Here is a 16,635-nt window from a genome sequence, read left to right on the forward strand (position 1 = left end):
AACGGGCGTCACAAACCTAGAACCAATTCTTGCTACTCGGAAGTAGCTCTACGAAATCTTAATAAATCCGCTGATCAACGGACTTGGTCTTATCAAAACCGTACAAACTATCCGGCGAGTCGGTACAGTCTCAGGTCATCTATGGCCACCAGCAGGCTCGCTCCGCTGAGCCAGCTCTCGAACCGCCGCCGCTCGGCCGGCGTGCCCGCGTCGACCACCACGTACCGGAAGCCCGCTGCGGCCAGGTCTGGCGAGGGTGCTTCTAGTACGCGTTCTACCTCGCGGGACCTCGTGTCCTCGGCCCCGACGACCATGTTCCCGACGCGTACGGAGTCGTTGGCGACCACGTTCCGCCCCGGCACGGCGAAGTAGCGCTGCGCCGGGTCGAGCACCGCCCGGTCCCCGTTCCACGGGAACCTCCGGTAGGACTCGAACGGCAGCACCAGCACGTCCCCCGGCCGCGGATCCCGCCGGATCACCTCGCGGGCCTGGCTCCAGCTCTCCGGGTAGCTCACGGCCCGCAGCGCCCCCGCCCCGCCCCAGGCCATGGTCGGCAGCACGGCCACGGGCACGAGCACCATCAGCACGGCCCACCGCCCGGCCTTCCCCGGCAGCGGGCTCCGCGCCGACGCCTTCTCGGTCAAGGACTTCTCGGTCGGCGTCTTCTCGGTCAGGGCCTTCTGTGTCAGGGCGCCGAGGCCGAGCGCGGCCAGCAGGGCGAGCGGCGCGACGAACTGCTGGGCGTCCCTGAACACCGCGAACCCGCCCCACACCCCCACAAGCCACCTGAACGCCACGCGCCCCGGCTCGGTCACCCCCAGGCAGGCGATCCCGAACCCGATGGCCGCCGCCACCCCCAGCCCCTTCGGCCGGTCCTTCATCAGGACGAATCCCACGATCCCCGCCACGGCCAGCGCCAGCCGCGCCACCGAGCCCACCGCCGTCTCGTACCCGGCCGGAACGGCGCCGGCGTTCCAGATCCCGCCCAGCGACAGCAGGCTGCCCACCGCACCGAACGGTCCGTCCGCCCTGGCCGCGAACGCGTCCACGCCCACCGGATCCCCGCTCAGCCCGCCCGGCCGCAGGACCGCGAGCAGCAGCCACGGCAGGCTGACGGCCAGCAGCACCGCTCCCACCCGGACCCGCCGGCCCGCGACGGGCAGCGCCGTGAGGGCCGTGACGGTCATGGCGGCGAAGCCACCGACGGCGGCGGGCAGCACGGCGGGCAGCAGCCCGCGCCCCGCGCGGACCGCGCGCACCACCCACGGCAGGCCCGCGTACCCCAGCAGCAGCGCCCACTGCCCCATCAGCAGCCGCTCCGCCACGTACGGGTTCCACACGTAGTACGCCCCGGCCACCAGCCGGGCCCCGAGGAAGCCCGCGGGCACGAGCAGCGCGGCGCCCGAGCAGCCCAGCACGAAGATGCCCAGCAGGATCGCCTTCTGCACCAGCTCGGCCGGGAGCACGGAGGCCAGCGCGGTGACCACAGCGTCACTGGGCACCACCCGCGGCGCCCCGCCGGCGAGCCCGAACGTGAAACGCGAGAAAGCCGGGTCCGGCACGAAGACCATGTCCTGCACGAGGACGAAACCCCAGCCCAGAGCGGGTCCGAGGGCGAGGCAGCCGAGGGCGAGACCGAGCACGGCCGACAGCGGTCCTGCTCGGGTCGTGTTCGGCATCCCGCTATGACATCACAACCACACAACGGCTATTCCCCATAAATCACCCCATGACTACGCTTCCGGCTGGAGGGGGCGGGGTGGCGACGAGCGAGACGACGGTGGGGGCCCGTCAGTGGCTGCGTGGCGGCGACGCCGTGGTGGCCGCCGCCCTGGTGATGATCGTCGTGCAGCTCGTGTGGAAGTTCGGCCTGGTCCGGCGTACGTACTTCCGCCAGGACGACTTCACCTTCATCGCCCGCGGCCTGGAGCACGACCTGACGTGGGACTACCTCATGCGGGTCGACTACGGCCACCTGGTGCCCGGCCCGTTCGCGATCCAGTGGGCGATGGGCCGGTTGGGCGTCTACAACGACGTTCTCGCGCATGTCGTGACGATCAGCCTGCTGGGCGCGGCGAGCCTGGCCCTGCTTCGGCTGCTGCGGCTGCTGTTCGGGGCGCGCCCGGCCATCCTGGTGCCGCTCGCGTTCTACCTGCTGACCCCGATGACGATCTCGTCGCTGTCGTGGTGGGCGGTGGTGATCGAGACGTTGCCGTTCCAGATCGCGCTGCCGATGGCGCTCTGCTCGCACGTCCTCTACACCAGGACGGGCCGGTTCAGGCACGCGGTGGCCGCCGCGGGCTGGACGGTGTTCGGGATGGCGTTCTTCGTCAAGGCGCCGTTCATCCTGCTGCTGGCCCTCGCGCTGAGCGTGGGCTGGCTCGGGTGGCGGGGGCGATGGCGGGCCTGGCTGCTCTACGCGGGGGTGCTCGCCGTCTACGCGGGCGTGTTCTTCCGCCAGCTCCTCACCTCCGTGCAGCTCACCAACGACACGATCCAGCCCACCCTGCCCGACGCGGGGCTGGCGGCGCGATTCGCCTGGACGCTGCTGTCCAGCTCGCTGGTGCCGACGTCTCTGGGCGGGCCCTGGCAGTGGCTGCCGATCGGGGAGGACTACGCGACCGCGGCGACGCCGCCCGCGGCGGTCTGGGCGGGGCTCGGCGTCGCGGTGGTCGTGCTGGCGGTCTCCGTGCTCTTCAGGCGGCGGGCCTGGCTGGCGTGGCTGGTGCTGCTCAGCTACTTCACGCTCGCAGACGTGGTGCCCGTCATGATCGGCCGGATCCAGCAGCTCGGCCCGGACCTGAGCGGCGCCGAACTACGCTACGTCTCCTCCACGGCCATGGTCGTGGCGATCGCCATCGGGCTGGCGTTCATCCCGCTCACCGGTGAGGAACGCCCCTGGCTGCGGGTTTGGCCGCGGCTCAGGTTCGCCTGGCTGCCGCTGACCGCCGCGTTCGCGCTCGGCTCGGTCTGGTCGGTCACCGCGTACACCCGCCTGCCGCTCGGCGCCAACGTCAAGAGCTACGTCGAGACCGGCCGGCTGGCGCTCAAGCGCGTCCCGGACAACGCGGTCGTGCTCGACACGCACGTGCCCGCCAAGGTCGTCTATCCGCTCTTCTTCTACGACTACGCGCTGGCCTCGAAGGTGCTCGGGCCGATCGCGTCGCACCCGGTGACCTGGACCAGGCGGCTCAGCGGCCCGATACGCAACCCGCTGATCTTCGACCAGCAGGGCCGGCTGCGCCCGGTGAGCATCGACGGCCTGACGGTCCCCGCGCGGGCCGACGGCTGCACGCCGGTCGGCGCGCGCGAGGTCCGCTTCCCGCTGCCGGTGCGGCTGCCCGAGGGCGAGTGGACGGTCCAGGTCGGCTACCTCAACCAGGCCGCCACCCGGTTGTCGGTACGGCTCGGCACCGCACAGGCCGACGTGCCGGCGGAGAAGGGATTCGGCTGGACGTTCGCCGCGATCAACGGCGGCGGGACCGAGCTCGTCATCCGTACGGTGAACGGCCCGGCCGCCTGCCTCGGGGAGATCAAGATCGGCATCCCGAGGCCGTGGAGCGACGGCACGCCGAGCCCGCTCCAGCCGGTCAGCCCCTCCTGAGACCCGCGCCCGCCCGCGCTCGCCCGCGCCGCGGCCCCGATGCCCGTAGCGAGCGGGCCGATGCCCGTGGAGGGCCGGGCTGCTTCCCGAGCCCGGCCCCCGCCGTCATTTGCCCGGCTCAGGGTCCCTGGGCAGGCCGAGCATGCGCTCCCCGATGATGTTCAGCTGCACCTCGGTGGTGCCGCCGTAGATGGTCATCGCCCGGGTGGCGAGCACCGCCCGGTTCCAGTAGCCGGCGTCGCCGAGCTTCATGTCGGCGGCCACCACGGCGGCGGCCCCCAGCAGCTCCACCGCGGACTCCGAGACGTGCTGGGCGTGCGCGGTGGACAGCAGCTTGCGTACCGAGGCGTCCGCGCCGGGCTCGCCCCCCGCCAACTGCTTGAGCGTCACCCGCAGCGACAGCGCGTTGATGGAGTGCCCCTCGCAGATCACCTGCGCGACCTGGTACGCCTCGACCGGGGACAGCTCCCGGCCGAGCCGCCCCACCAGCCCGAGCAGGTCCGGCACGGACGCGCCCGTGCCGCCCGAACCGGACGAGAGCGAGACCCGCTCGTTCGACAGCGTGTTGCGGGCGACCTTCCAGCCCTGTCCGACCTCGCCCACGACCAGCTCGTCGGGCACGAACACGTCGTCCAGGAAGACCTCGTTGAACAGGTTCTCGCCGGTCATCTCGGTCAGCGGCCGGACCGTGACCCCCGGCGCCTTCATGTCGACCAGGAAGTAGGTGATGCCCTCGTGCTTGGAGCCCTCGGAGGAGTTGCGGGCGATGCAGATGCCCCACTCGGCGACGTGCGCGACCGAGGTCCAGACCTTCTGGCCGTTGAGCTTCCAGCCGCCCTCGACCTTGTCCGCCTTCATCTGCAGCGAGGCCAGGTCGGATCCGGCGCCGGGCTCGGAGAAGAGCTGGCACCAGATCATCTCGCCGCTGAGCGTCTTGGGCAGGAAGCGTTCCTGCTGCTCGGGCGTACCGTACGAGACGATGGACGGCACCACCCAGGCACCGATGATCATCGCGGGCAGCTTCACCCGCGCGGCCCTGAGCTCCTGCGCGATCAGCACCTGCTCCAGCGGCTTGGCGCCGCGGCCCCACGGCTTCGGCAGGTGCGGCATGACCAGGCCGCGCGCGGCCAGCGCCCGCTTCTGCTCCTTGCCCTCCAGCTCCTTCAGCGACGCGACCTCGGCGCGGATCGACTCGCGCAGCTCTTCGGCGTCCTCGGGGAGGTCGATCTCCATCTCGCGGGTGACGCCCTGAAGGGCGAGCGCGGTGACGGTGGCCGCCCACTCGGCCGACGAGCCGAGCACCGCGCGGAGCGTGAGCGCGCGGCGGTAGTAGAGGTGCACGTCGTGCTCGTAGGTGTAGCCGATGCCGCCGAAGGTCTGGATCGCGTCCTTGGCACACTGTACGGCCGCGTCGGGGGCCATCACCGCGGCGATCGCGGCGGCGTACTCCAGCTCGCGCCCACTGGCGCGGGTGGCGTCCCAGACCGTGGCGCGGGCCTGCTCCAGCGCGACCAGCATGCGCGACAGCTTGTGCTTGATGCCCTGGAACTGGCCGATCGGCCGCCCGAACTGCACCCGTACCTTGGCGTAGTCTGACGCGGCGGTGACGCACCAGGAGGCCAGCCCCGCGGCCTCCGCGCCGAGCAGGACAGCGGCCAGGTCGAGCACGTCGGGGCCCTCGACCCCGTCCAGGACCCGCTCGGCGGGCACGGCCACCGCGTCCAGCTCCACCTTCGCCACCGGCCTGGTCAGGTCGAGCGACTTGAGCGCGGTGACGGTCGCGGCGGAGGCGTCGAGCGCGATCCACTCCTCGCCCTCCGGGGTGGACACCGGCAGCACGAGCACGTCGGCCAGCGAGCCGCCCAGGACCGGCTCGGCCGTACCGGAGACCACCAGGGCGCCGTCGTCGTCGCGGGTGCCGCTGAGCGAGCCACGCAGCGCGACCGCGCCGGTCGAGGTGCCGTCGGCGAGCGCGGGCAGCAGGTCGTGCCGCTTGGAGGCGTGGATGACCGCGCTGGCGAGCACGGTCGGCACGTACGGCCCCGGCGCCATCCGCTCGGCCAGCGCCTCGACGGCGACCGCGGTCTCCAGCAGCCCGTAACCGGAGCCGCCGGCCTCCTCGGGCAGGTGCAGGCCGAGCAGCCCCTGCTCGGCGAGCCCCGGCCAGAAGCCGGGACGCTCATCCGTGCCGGATCGCAGCAGCTCGGCGGGGATGTTCCGCTCTGCCCAGCCGCTCACCGACTCGCGGAGCGCCTCGTGTTCCTCGCTCAACCCGATCGCCATCGCACATCCTCCAGCCAGGCCCGGTACATGCCAGAACCATATTCTAGAGCATGCTTCTGACTTAGAGGGTCCGTACGCCCAGCACGATCGTGTTCAGGTCACGGTAGTGCGACTTGCCGCTCTGGGGGATCGATGCGAGCAGCATCGCCGGCTTGGTCTTCCCCACCTCGTGGATCGACATGATGGCCTGCGACGTCTTCTGCTTGCCGGAGACCGTGTAGGTGACCTTGTAGCCGAGCATCCAGCCCTTGCCCACCGGCACCTTCTGCGATCCGGTCCAGGTGAGTGTGGCACCGGCCGGATACTGCGTGCGCAGCGACCAGTTGACGGCCCTGACGGCGAGCTCGCGGTAGTCGGCGGTCTTGGCCGGCTTGGTCTTCGGGGTGGCGCCGGGGAGCATCGCCGAGGCGATCACCGTGTGCGGGACGGCCACCTTGCCGACGCGCTGGGCGATGGCGAACGGCGCGAACGACTTGGCCGTCCACGGCAGCCCCAGGCGCGGGTAGCTGATCCCGGTCGCCAGGTCGGAGATCGTGCCGATCGTGACGGTCGCCACACCGGGCTGCTGGGGGTAGACGAGGTTCTTCGGCACCACCGGAACCGCGGTCGCCGACGGCTTGGGCGAGGCGGAGGCCCCCGGCACCGGCGAGATCGGGGCGACCTGCCGCGGGGCCAGCTGCGCGTCCTTCGGCACGTCGCCGGAGAAGATCACGAACACCAGCATGACGGCCAGCACGGTCGCGATGATGGCGCCGATCAGGTAGACGACCTTGATCGGGACGTCGCCTATCCGGGCGAACAGCCCGCCCTTGAGCGGCGGGGGCGGTGGAGGCAGAGGTGGGAGCGGGGGAAGCGGCTCCGGCGGCCGGGAGACCATGACCGTCTCGTCCGTCGGCAGAACGATCTTCCTGAACGGGGTGGTGGGAGAGTCCGAGGATGGTATCTGGTCACCGACGTCCGCCATGGCTTTCAGGTTACGTCACGAAGCAGCGGGATAATTCCGCTATTCCCCGTGCAGAATCTAGTTCTGTATGGTCACGGGCATGAGGGGTTTCTACGAGATCGCCGCCGCCGACGCCGGACGTCCCGCCCTGCTGGGCCCGGACGGCGCGACGTACGGCGAGCTGCTCGCCCGCGCCAACCAGGCGTCCCACGGTCTGACCGCACGCGGGGTGGCGCGGGGCGACTCGGTGGTGACCGTGCTCAGGAACGGGCTCGACGCCCTGACCATGATGCTCGCGACGTACCAGATCGGCGCCCACCTCGTACCGGTCAACTGGCACTTCACCGATGAGGAGATCGCCTACATCGTGGCCGACTGCGGCGCGAAGGCGGTGGTCTCCCCTGCCGCGCTCACCGTCGGCGAGCTCGTGGCCGGTCAGCCGGACAGCGCGCCGGAGCACCGGCGGGCCGGGTCGATGATGCTCTACACCTCCGGCACCACGGGGCGGCCGAAGGGCGTGCGCAGGCGGCTGCTCGATCTGACGCCCGAGGAGCTGTACCCGATCCTCATGCGCAAGAGCTGGACGCATTTCGGGCTGCCGGTCGGGGGTGTGCACCTGGTGTGCTCGCAGCTCTACCATTCGGCGCCGTACGGGCAGGCGATGATGGCGCTGCAGTTCGGGCACTCGATCGTGGCGCCGGAGCGGTTCGACGCGGCCGAGACCCTGCGGCTGGTCGAGCGGTATCGGGTGACGAACGCGTTCATGGTGCCCACGATGTTCCACCGGCTGCTGGCCGTACCGGATCGGGAGACGTACGACCTGTCATCGCTCACGCATCTCTACCACGGCGCGGCGCCGTGCCCGCCCGCGACCAAGCAGGCCATGATCGACTGGCTCGGACCCGTGCTGTGGGAGTACTACGGCTCCACCGAGGCGGCCGTGGCCACCATGGTGTCGTCGGAGGAGTGGCTGGCCCGGCCGGGCACGGTCGGCCGGGCGCTCGACGGCAAGACGTTCACGATCGTCGGCGACGGCGGCGAGGAGGTCGCGCCCGGCGAACCGGGGCTGGTCTACATCGGCGGCGTCAGCCGCTTCGAGTACCACGGCGACCCCGGCAAGACGGCGGCCGCCATGCGCGGGCGCGCCTACACGCCCGGTGACATCGGCTATCTGGACGACGAGGGCTACCTGTTCCTCCTCGACCGCAGGACCGACCTGATCATCTCGGGCGGCGTCAACATCTATCCCGCCGAGATCGAGGCGGTACTCCTCGAACACCCCTCCGTGGCCGACGTCGCGGTGATCGGCGTGCCCGACCCCGAGTGGGGCCAGCGGGTCGTCGCGCTCGTCCAGCCCACCGCGGGGGCCGAGACCGGCGGGCTCACCGCCGAGCTGATGCGGCACTGCGCGCCGCGGCTCGCCAAGCTCAAGCACCCGCGGGTCATCGAGTTCCGCGACACGCTGCCGCGTACGCCCACGGGCAAGCTGAGCAGGCGTAACGTCCGCGAGACGTATCTTTCCCAGCTTTCCCGCTGAGTCCTGCCCGTCTTTCTCGCCGAGCGGGGCACCACCTCCGCGAGCGGGGCACCACCTCTGCATGAGCCTCACCGAGCGGGGCACTACCTCTGCATGAGCAAGGTCGCCGTGGCGATCGCCGCCGCCATGCTGCTGGTCGCATGCTCGGCCCAGGCGCCCACCGCCACTACCACGCCCTCGTCGGCGACGCCCACCGCCGCGCCTCCCTCTCAGATGTCCGCGCAGTCGCTGGAGCAGGCCTACGAGCGCGTCATCCAGCAGGTGATGCCGTCGATCGTGCAGATCACCACCAAGGCGGGGCTCGGCTCGGGCGTCGTGTACGACTCGGCGGGCCACATCCTCACCAACGCGCACGTCGTGGGGCACGCCACCCGGATGGACGTGACGCTGGCCACCGGCAGCACTTCGCGCAAGGCCCGGATCGTCAAGAGCTTCTCCGGCGGCGACCTGGCGATCATCAAGGTGGACGACCCGAAGGGGCTGACCCCGGCCAAGTTCGGCGACTCGTCGAAGCTCCGGGTCGGCCAGTTCGTCCTCGCCATGGGCAACCCGCTGGGGCTGTCGGGCAGCGTCACCGACGGCATCATCTCGGCGCTGGGCCGTACCGTGAGCGAGCCACAGGACCCCGGCTCGCCCGGCGCGACGATCAGCGGCGCGATCCAGACGTCGGCGGCGATCAACCCCGGCAACAGCGGCGGCGGCCTCGTCGACCTGTCCGGGCAGGTCATCGGCATCCCGACGCTCGCGGCGACGGACCCGGACCTCGGCGGCGGGGCCGCGCCGGGCATCGGGTTCGCGATCCCGAGCAACACCGCGACGGACATCGCCGCGCAGATCGTCCGCAACGGCAAGGTCACCAACAGCCACCGGGCCGCCCTCGGCATCAGGGGCAGCACGGTCATCGGCGACAACGGCCGGCCGACCGGGGTCGCCGTGGCCAAGGTCGACAAGGGCAGCGCGGCCGAGAAGGCCGGGATCCGGCCCGGTGACGTGATCATCTCCATCAACGGCAAGGACACGCCGACGCTGCCCTCACTCGCCGAATCGCTGTCCGCGCTCAAGCCGGGGCAGCAGGCCAAGGTGGAGGTCGTCAAGGAGGACGGCTCGACCAAGACGATCACCGTCACCCTGGGCGTGCTGCCGGGCGATTGACGCTCGCTAGGATGACCGTTCTTTCGTCTCTTTCGCCGGGAGGCTCTTTCGTCGGGAGGCGAAACGGATGGCTCATCTCGAGTGCACGCCCGAGGATCTGGCGAAGGTCAGGTTCGGCCTGTCGCCGATGAGCCAGGTCGTCGGCGCGCTCAACGTGCTGAGCGGCCAGAACGTACCGCCCGGCCTGCCCATCTGGACGGCCCGCGTGCGCGACCGGTACGAGCGGCTGCTGGCGGGCAGCCCGGTGCTGCGGGCCCTGATCCGGCTGCACCGGGTGACCGACTACGCGCCCGACTTCTACTGTGTGCCGCCCGAGGGCGTGGACGTCACCTTCGAGCGGGAGCTGGCCGCCGTCCGGCGTACGCCCGCCGGCCGGGTCGCCGCCGACCTGCGGCTCAGCCATCGGGGCCGGCCGGTCGATGCGGCGCTCGACGTTCCCGACGCCCCCGTGCGGGTCGCCGACGCGCTCGAAGCGTTCTGGACCGAGCTGCTCGCCCCTGACTGGCCCCGGCTGCGCGCCCTGCTGGAGCGCGACATCGTGCGGCGGGCTGGCCGGCTCTCGGTGTACGGCTGGGCGGAGGTGTTCGGCCGTCTGGACATCGACATGGTGTTGGAGGAGGAGCGCATCCTGCTCGGCAAGGTCGGCGGGGCCTCACACCGGCTCGGTGGCGTGGGCGTGGTGCTGATGCCGAACGCGTTCGGCGCCACGTACGTCTACCTCGATCCGCCGCGCGCGTACGGCCTCACCTATCCCGCGCACGGGGTCGCCGCGCTCTGGGAGCGGGGCTCGCCCGCCGCCGACGGCCTGGTCGCGCTGCTCGGGCGGGGCCGGGCGGCCGTACTGGCCGCGCTCGACAGCCCGGCCAGCACCAGCCAGCTCGTCGCCCAGCTCTCGATGACGCTCGGGGGCGTGGGCGGCCATCTGGCCGTGCTGCGCAGGGCGGGCCTGGTCTCGCGTACGCGCAGCGGCCGGTCGGTGCTCTACAGCCGCACTCCGATGGGCGACGGGCTGGCCGGGCTCACTGCTTGACGTTGAAGACCAGCTCCACCCGGCGGTTCTTCGCCCGGTTCGCGGCGACGGGCTTGCCGTCGACGATGTTGGGCACCTTCGGGCGGCTCTCGCCGTACCCCTTCGCCTGAAGATCCGCGTCGCCGCCGGTCAGCAGGCCGCGCACGGCCCGCTGCACGGCCTGCGCCCGGCGCTGTGACAGCGTGACGTTGTAGGCGTCGGTGCCCTGGTCGTCGGTGTGCCCCTCGACCTTCACGACGCCCCCGGCGCCCTCCGCGTCGATCTTGCGCGCCACCTCCTGGAGACGCTTCCTCGCCTCGGCGGTCAGCACCCACTTGTCGACCGCGAACAGCACATCACTGGTGAGCGCGACCGTGACCTGCTTGCCGAGCTTGGTCTCGCTCTCGGTGCCGTCGAGCGACTCGACCTCGCCGATGATGTCCTCGACGGGGAGCACCAGGTCTTCCACCGGGCCGGTGGCGTTGGCGGGCGGAGCGGGGGTCGGGGACAGGACGAGGGCCAGCGCGACGCTAAGAGATCGGAACATCGGTGAACACGCCCATCATCGGCATCTCGACATTGATCTTCGTGACGTCCGGGGGCGGGGCGGCGAAGACCGCGTAGAGCGTGGTGGCGTCACCGGACTGCAGGAACTGCCCCTGCGTGCCCGAGCAGACGCACTTGGCGTCCTCGCCCGTGCCGTTGCGGGCGACGCGGTAGCGCTTGGCGTTGACCGGGTCGATCAGGGAGACGGCCGACACCGTGTAGTCGAGCGTGCCGCTGCCCATGCCGTTGTGCAGGTTGACCTTGCCGTCGGTGGCGGTGACGGTCCAGTTGAGGCTGATCGTCCTGCCCTGCCGCTTGAGCGCGGTGATGTCGACGCGGGCCTTGCCGTACTGGCCGCCCGACCCGACCTTGGTCTCCCGGCTCGCGATCGCCTTGGTCTCCTGCGAGGGCGCGGTCTGCTGCTGTTCGGGGGATGCTTTGGGTTCGGTGGGCCGCACGGGTGGCGCGGTCTCGCTGGTCTGGCCCGTCTGCTCCTCGCCGCTGCCGCCCTGCTGGGCAGGGAGCATCCCGCAGCCGGTCAGCGCGACGGCCGCGACGGCCAGCGCGATCGTCTTCCGCATGTTCTGATCACCTTTGCCGGTAGGGGTGTAACTCGTGGGGCGACGGTAGCCGGGCGACCTTCAGGATCCGCATAGTCCTGCGGACTGCGACTAAATCCGCAGGCCACGGACCTCGCAGACCGCTTAACCCGCAGACCGCTCAACCCGCAGGGCGTGCCTAAATCCGCAGGCCGCGGCGTCTGTGCAGCTCTTGCGACAGAAGCTCGACCTCGGCGCTCCGGGGCTCACCGAAGCTGTCAGACTCTCCCATAACACGCGCAAGACCATCAACAGCAGCATCGATCTCATCAAGGTCGAGGAGTGCTTTTATCCGGATAATCAGGGCTTTTGCGGCGTTTCTCCGGTCGCTGTGAGCCGTGAACGTCGCCTCGGCCTCCCCGGCCAGCCTGGCCGCCCCCTCCGGATCGCCCTCGGCGCCGGCGACCTCGGCCAGCACGAGCAGACCGGCCGCCTCCGGCAGCCGGTCACCGAGACGCCGGTTGATCCTTATCCGCCGCTCGGCGCAGTCGCGCGCCCGGGCGTATCGGTGGGCGTCGAGGTGCAGCCTGGCCAGGTCGAGCAGGGCTTCCGCCTCGCCGCGCGGGTCACCCAGCTCTCCGTACGCGTTCAGACTCCGTTCCACCAGCCCCGGATCCCCGCGTACGACGCCCAGCGCCCGGAGCGCGTCGGCCGTGCCACGCCGGTCCCCGGCCTCCTCGAACACCCGCAGGCACCTGGCCAGCGCGCGTTCCGCCTCGGCCGGCCGCCGCTCGACCAGACCGAGCCGCAGCGTGATCCGGGCCAGCTCCAGCCCCTCGACCAGCGGCTGCGCGGCTCTGAGTGCGGCCGCGGCGGACTCAGGACGGCCTTCCGCCCGATGGAGGTCGGCCAGACCACGCAACAGCAGCGCCTCACCCTCCCGATGCCCCGCCGCCCGCGCCGAGTCGAGGCCGGTGGCAGCGGTGACGTGCCAGTCGTCGTGATGCGCGCCCAGCTCGAACAACGGAGTCAGATAGAAGGCCAGCCGCCAGGCCGCCTCGTGCAGTCCGGCCCGGTGGAAGTCTCCTACGGTCGCCACGAGGAACCGTCGCTCGGCACTCAGCCACTGAGCATCCGCCCGCAACCGCCCGGTCTCCAACCCCCACCCACCGGTCCGCACCAGCCCTGAGTCACCCGCCCACCCCAGGCTCGGCCCTCCCGCCCATCCGAGGCTCGGCTCTCCCGCCCGGCCCGAACCGGGCTCCAGCACGTGTTCCGCAGTGTGGGCCACGGTGCGGCCTGAGCCGGGTTCGGCGGGGAGCAGGGCCGTCCTCGCCTGCCTGGTCCGGTCGAGGATCTCGCCCGCGAGCTCGGCCAGCACCGCTGCCGGGCCTCCGTCCTCGGCGGCCAGGCGTTCGGCGGCGTACAGCCGGGTCAGGTCGTGCCAGCCGTACCGCTCGCCGCCCGCCTCGTCCAGGCCGCGTGACTGGAGCAGGCCCGCCTCGGCCAGCGGCTCCAGATCGGCGCCCAGCGCCCACGACGCGAAGTCGGGCGCGGACAGCGCACCCAGCCTGCGCAGCAGCCGCCGCTCTGAGTCGGCCAGCCCCTGGTAACCGAGCGCCAGGCTGCCACGGACGGCCAGGTCGCCCGCGCTCAACTCGTCCAGTCGTCGCCGTTCGTCACCCAGCCGTCCGGCCAGGTGTTCAAGGGTCCAGCCCGGTTTCCTCGCCAGGCGGGATCCGGCGATGCGCAGGGCCAGGGGCAGACCACCACAGAGTCGCACGATGCGCGCGGCGGCCTCCGGCTCGGCGTCGACCCGTTCACGGCCCACCACCTCGGCGAGCATGGCCACGGCCTCGCCGGGTTCGAAGACGCCCAGCTCGTACGCCCTGGCCGCCTCCAACCCCGCGAGCGGGGAACGGCTGGTCACCAGCGTCAGGCTGCCCGGTCCGGTGGGGAGCAGCGGGCGTACCTGGGCCTCGTCCGTGGCGTCGTCGAGCACGACGAGGAGGCTGCGGGGGGCCGTCATACCGCGATAAAGGCGTACACGCTCGTCCAATGCGGCGGGCACAGCGCCGTCAGGGCAGCCCAGGGATCGGAGCAGGTCTTCGAGCACGGCGCCGGGCTGGCGGTCGCGCAGCGAGGCGTAGAGGCGGCCGCCGGGGAGGGCGATCATGGTGGCGGCGCGTACGGCCACGGCGGACTTGCCACATCCCGGCGGCCCGTGGACGACCAGGTGCACAGGGGCGCTCCCCTGTCCGGGCGTCCCGGCGGCGATCCAGTCGAGGACGGCCGCTCGCCCCGTGAAATCCGAAATATCCGGCGGCGCCTCATTTATCAGCGCATGTGGTGGTCCATCGCCTGCCGACCTTATCGGCGGCGGTCCCTCGTTTGAGGACGTCTCGCTCGACAGCACCCGCCGATGTGCCTCGACCAGCTCGGCCCCAGGCTCCAACCCGAGCTCATCCACCAGCACCCGCCGGGCCTCCTGGTAGGCCGCCAGCGCCTCCGCTCGCCGCCCGGCCTGGCGCAGCGCGTCCAGCAGCAGGGCCCACGCCCGCTCGCGCAGCGGATACGCCCCGACGAGTGCCCGCAACTCGCCGACCACCTCACCGCCCCTGCCCAGCAGCAGGTCCAGCTCCACGCGCTCTTCGAGCGCGGTCAGGCGGAGCTCTTCCAGGGGTACGGCCCGCGTCCTGCGCAGGTAAGAGGACTCGATATCGGCCATGGCGTCCCCTCGCCACAGCGCCAGCGCCGCCCGGAACCCCTCGACGGCCACCTCCGCCCGGCCCGCCTCCCTGGCCCGCCGGGCCTCGCCGACGAGCCGCTCGAACCGGTGGCAGTCGACCTCATCCGGCTCGACGTCGATCAGGTAGCCACTGGGTACGGTCCTGATGCCGTCGACGAGCTTGCGCAGGGCGCTGATGTACACCCTGAGCACCGACTCCGCGGAGGCCGGCGGCCGGTCGTCCCACACCACGGCCATCAGCCGCTCGATCTGCACCACCCGCCCGGCGGAGACCAGCAGCGCGGCCAGCACCGCCCGATGCTTCGCCGGCCCCGGCTGTAACTGCGGTTCCGGCCCCGGCCGCGGCCGAGACGGCGCCCCAGACGGCGGCCCAAACAAAGCCCCCGGCTGTGGCCCAGACAGAGCCCCAGGCTGCGGCCTGCTCTCGACCCGCAACGGCCCCAGCACCCGGAACCGCACAGGACTGCGTCCCTCCTCGTCGGGCAGCGCCGGAAATTTCGGCATTTAAGGGGCTTAGTCCTTCGTGCGGTCGATGGCGAACGACTCGAAGCGTACGCGCAGCGCCTCCTTGGCGTCCGGCGCCGCATAAACGCCGGCCTCACCGGACCCGAGCGGATCGCTCGCATCGGACACCTCGGCAACGAGCCTCTCGTTCACCCACATCCGCAGCCCCACCTTGCCGCCGGCCTCGGCGTCGGCGCACTCGGCGACGATCCGGTTGCTCCCGGTCGCCCCCTTGACCGCCGCCGGACCGTACAGCGGCGTACCCTTCTGCCCGGTACGGCGCTTGACGATCGTGACCTGCCCCGAGCCGCTCACCCCGAACTCGTAGCGGTCCCCCGAGCTCGCCGAACCGTGGCACCACACGCCGTACTCGCCGGACCCCTGTTCGCGCCGCGCCTTCGCGCTCACCACCACGCCGCCGTCCGGCTCCCGAGCGGGCGCCGACTTCCACAGGCGCCAGCCCGGCTTGGCGGTCAGCACGTAGTCACTCCCGGCGACCCGCGCGTCCCCGCCGTCGGACGCCCCGGTAGCCCAGGAGTCGCCGAACCCCGCCGTGTACGGCCGCCCCTCCCACACCCAAGGCGCCACCACGACTCCCACCACCACAACGGCCAGAACAGCGACCGCCCCTGCCACCCACGGCCACCGACGCCGCGTCACCCCACCACGGGGGAATCCTTTGTCCGACAGCGCATTCCGGCCATGTGCGCTCGGTACAGCCGCATCCCGGACATCACCGCTCGCGCTTGGCGCGATCTGGCCGGACACACTCGCATCAGGAGCGATCCGAGCGGTTCCGCTCACAGCCAGCGGCCCCTGGACGGGCGCGCTCGCACCAGGAGTGATCCGGGCGGTTCCGCTCACATCTAGCGGCCCCCGGACGGAAGCACTTCGCACGGACGCGCCGTCAACCGGTCCCGCCAAGCCACGAGGCCCGGTCCAGGTGCGTTCCACGACCTGAGTGGCTGTGGCCGGGGTGAGATGCGTGCCTCCCATCAGGGACGCCAGCAGTTGCTGAGCCGTGGGACGAAGGCGCGGCTCCTTGGCCATCGCCCGCTCCACCACATCCCGCAGACCCGCATCGAGGCCGTCCAGCCGTGGCCCTTCGTTGACGATCCGGTACAGCACCTCGGCCGGAGCCCCGCCCCCGAACGGCAACCGCCCGGTCCCCGCGAAAGCGATCACCCCGCCCCACGCGTACACGTCGGCTGCCGGTCCGAGCGGCTCTCCGCGTACCTGCTCGGGCGCCATGAACGCGGGTGTCCCCAGGATCGCCTGGCTGGCCAGGCTGTCGGCGTCGACGAGCTGCGCGATGCCGAAGTCGATCACGCGCGGACCGAGCGGCGACAGCAGCACGTTCGACGGCTTGAGGTCCCGGTGAACGACCCCCGCCCCATGGATGGCGCCGAGCGCGGTCGCGATGCCCACCGCCAGCGCCTCCAGGTCGGAGCCGGACAGCGGCCCCTGCTCCCGTACGGCCTGCGCCAGATCTGGCCCTTTGACGTATTCGGTGACGAGATAGGCGACATCTCCGTCGATCCCGGCGTCCAGCACCGGAGCCGTGCAGAACCTGGCCACCCGGCGAGCCGCGGCCACCTCGCGTTCGAACCGCCGCAGGAACGCGGGATCGCGAGCCAGCTCGGGATGGATCACCTTGACCGCGGCCAGGCCACCGGTAGGCGTGGTGGCCAGGTGCACCTCACCCATGCCACCCCGTCCGAGCACGCGCCGCAGCGCGTACCCGCCTATGACCCGCTCGCCACTCATCG

Annotated in this window: 11 protein-coding genes; 4 read left to right on the plus strand and 7 right to left on the minus strand. The window is 71.6% G+C overall.

Going from position 1 to position 16,635, the window contains the following annotated elements:
* Nucleotides 1–107: 107 nt before the first annotated feature.
* Nucleotides 108–1,679 (minus strand): hypothetical protein, encoded by a 1,572-nt coding sequence (locus tag AB0F17_RS58135; RefSeq protein ID WP_358043386.1) that lies wholly within the window; start codon nt 1,677–1,679, stop codon nt 108–110.
* A 50-nt stretch (nt 1,680–1,729) separates the two neighbouring features.
* On the opposite strand from AB0F17_RS58135, the gene AB0F17_RS58140 reads away from it, so the two are divergent.
* Nucleotides 1,730–3,604 carry a hypothetical protein gene (locus tag AB0F17_RS58140; protein ID WP_358043389.1) on the plus strand — a complete coding sequence of 625 codons (1,875 nt, stop codon included), beginning with the start codon at nt 1,730–1,732 and terminating at the stop codon, nt 3,602–3,604.
* Nucleotides 3,605–3,709: 105 nt separating this feature from the next.
* Here AB0F17_RS58140 and AB0F17_RS58145 read toward each other — a convergent pair whose 3' ends face one another.
* Both AB0F17_RS58145 and AB0F17_RS58150 read right to left on the minus strand, forming a co-directional pair.
* Nucleotides 3,710–5,887 carry an acyl-CoA dehydrogenase gene (locus AB0F17_RS58145; protein WP_358043392.1) on the minus strand — a complete coding sequence of 726 codons (2,178 nt, stop codon included), beginning with the start codon at nt 5,885–5,887 and terminating at the stop codon, nt 3,710–3,712.
* 61 nt (nt 5,888–5,948) lie between these two features.
* On the minus strand, nt 5,949–6,851 hold the full coding sequence (locus AB0F17_RS58150; RefSeq protein WP_358043395.1) for a hypothetical protein: 903 nt from the start codon (nt 6,849–6,851) through the stop codon (nt 5,949–5,951).
* Between the two features lie 79 nt (nt 6,852–6,930).
* On the opposite strand from AB0F17_RS58150, the gene AB0F17_RS58155 reads away from it, so the two are divergent.
* The 3 genes from AB0F17_RS58155 (at nt 6,931) to AB0F17_RS58165 (ending at nt 10,549) form a co-directional block, all read left to right on the plus strand.
* A complete protein-coding gene (locus tag AB0F17_RS58155) occupies nt 6,931–8,367 on the plus strand; it encodes an AMP-binding protein (RefSeq protein ID WP_358043398.1) in 1,437 nt (478 codons plus the stop codon).
* Between the two features lie 93 nt (nt 8,368–8,460).
* Nucleotides 8,461–9,519: a trypsin-like peptidase domain-containing protein gene (locus AB0F17_RS58160; protein WP_358043401.1), complete on the plus strand. Its 1,059-nt coding sequence runs from the start codon at nt 8,461–8,463 to the stop codon at nt 9,517–9,519.
* Between the two features lie 67 nt (nt 9,520–9,586).
* Entirely contained in the window at nt 9,587–10,549 is a 963-nt protein-coding gene (locus tag AB0F17_RS58165; RefSeq protein ID WP_358043404.1) for an ArsR family transcriptional regulator, read from the plus strand.
* Here the strand turns inward: AB0F17_RS58165 and AB0F17_RS58170 are convergent.
* From AB0F17_RS58170 to AB0F17_RS58185, 4 genes are all read right to left on the minus strand, one after another.
* Nucleotides 10,539–11,075 carry an OmpA family protein gene (locus tag AB0F17_RS58170; RefSeq protein WP_358043407.1) on the minus strand — a complete coding sequence of 179 codons (537 nt, stop codon included), beginning with the start codon at nt 11,073–11,075 and terminating at the stop codon, nt 10,539–10,541. The genes AB0F17_RS58165 and AB0F17_RS58170 overlap by 11 nt on opposite strands.
* Nucleotides 11,059–11,655, minus strand: a complete 597-nt coding sequence (locus AB0F17_RS58175) for a hypothetical protein (RefSeq protein WP_358043410.1) — start codon at nt 11,653–11,655, stop codon at nt 11,059–11,061. Before AB0F17_RS58175 ends, AB0F17_RS58170 begins: the two co-directional genes overlap by 17 nt.
* 157 nt (nt 11,656–11,812) lie before the next feature.
* Complete coding sequence (locus AB0F17_RS58180) at nt 11,813–14,866, minus strand: BTAD domain-containing putative transcriptional regulator (RefSeq protein WP_358043413.1); 3,054 nt, start codon at nt 14,864–14,866, stop codon at nt 11,813–11,815.
* A gap of 9 nt (nt 14,867–14,875) precedes the next feature.
* Complete coding sequence (locus AB0F17_RS58185; protein WP_358043415.1) at nt 14,876–16,633, minus strand: serine/threonine-protein kinase; 1,758 nt, start codon at nt 16,631–16,633, stop codon at nt 14,876–14,878.
* Nucleotides 16,634–16,635 lie beyond the last annotated feature (2 nt).

The organism is Nonomuraea sp. NPDC026600, assembly GCF_040638335.1.
Taxonomy (GTDB): Bacteria; Actinomycetota; Actinomycetes; order Streptosporangiales; family Streptosporangiaceae; genus Nonomuraea.

Bases quoted from the DNA above. Each gene is read 5' to 3' on its own strand.
- AB0F17_RS58135 (WP_358043386.1), bottom strand. From the start codon at position 1,679: ATGCCGAACACGACCCGAGCAGGACCGCTGTCGGCCGTGCTCGGTCTC.
- AB0F17_RS58140 (WP_358043389.1), top strand. From the start codon at position 1,730: ATGACTACGCTTCCGGCTGGAGGGGGCGGGGTGGCGACGAGCGAGACG.
- AB0F17_RS58145 (WP_358043392.1), bottom strand. From the start codon at position 5,887: ATGGCGATCGGGTTGAGCGAGGAACACGAGGCGCTCCGCGAGTCGGTG.
- AB0F17_RS58150 (WP_358043395.1), bottom strand. From the start codon at position 6,851: ATGGCGGACGTCGGTGACCAGATACCATCCTCGGACTCTCCCACCACC.
- AB0F17_RS58155 (WP_358043398.1), top strand. From the start codon at position 6,931: ATGAGGGGTTTCTACGAGATCGCCGCCGCCGACGCCGGACGTCCCGCC.
- AB0F17_RS58160 (WP_358043401.1), top strand. From the start codon at position 8,461: ATGAGCAAGGTCGCCGTGGCGATCGCCGCCGCCATGCTGCTGGTCGCA.
- AB0F17_RS58165 (WP_358043404.1), top strand. From the start codon at position 9,587: ATGGCTCATCTCGAGTGCACGCCCGAGGATCTGGCGAAGGTCAGGTTC.
- AB0F17_RS58170 (WP_358043407.1), bottom strand. From the start codon at position 11,075: ATGTTCCGATCTCTTAGCGTCGCGCTGGCCCTCGTCCTGTCCCCGACC.
- AB0F17_RS58175 (WP_358043410.1), bottom strand. From the start codon at position 11,655: ATGCGGAAGACGATCGCGCTGGCCGTCGCGGCCGTCGCGCTGACCGGC.
- AB0F17_RS58180 (WP_358043413.1), bottom strand. From the start codon at position 14,866: ATGCCGAAATTTCCGGCGCTGCCCGACGAGGAGGGACGCAGTCCTGTG.
- AB0F17_RS58185 (WP_358043415.1), bottom strand. From the start codon at position 16,633: ATGAGTGGCGAGCGGGTCATAGGCGGGTACGCGCTGCGGCGCGTGCTC.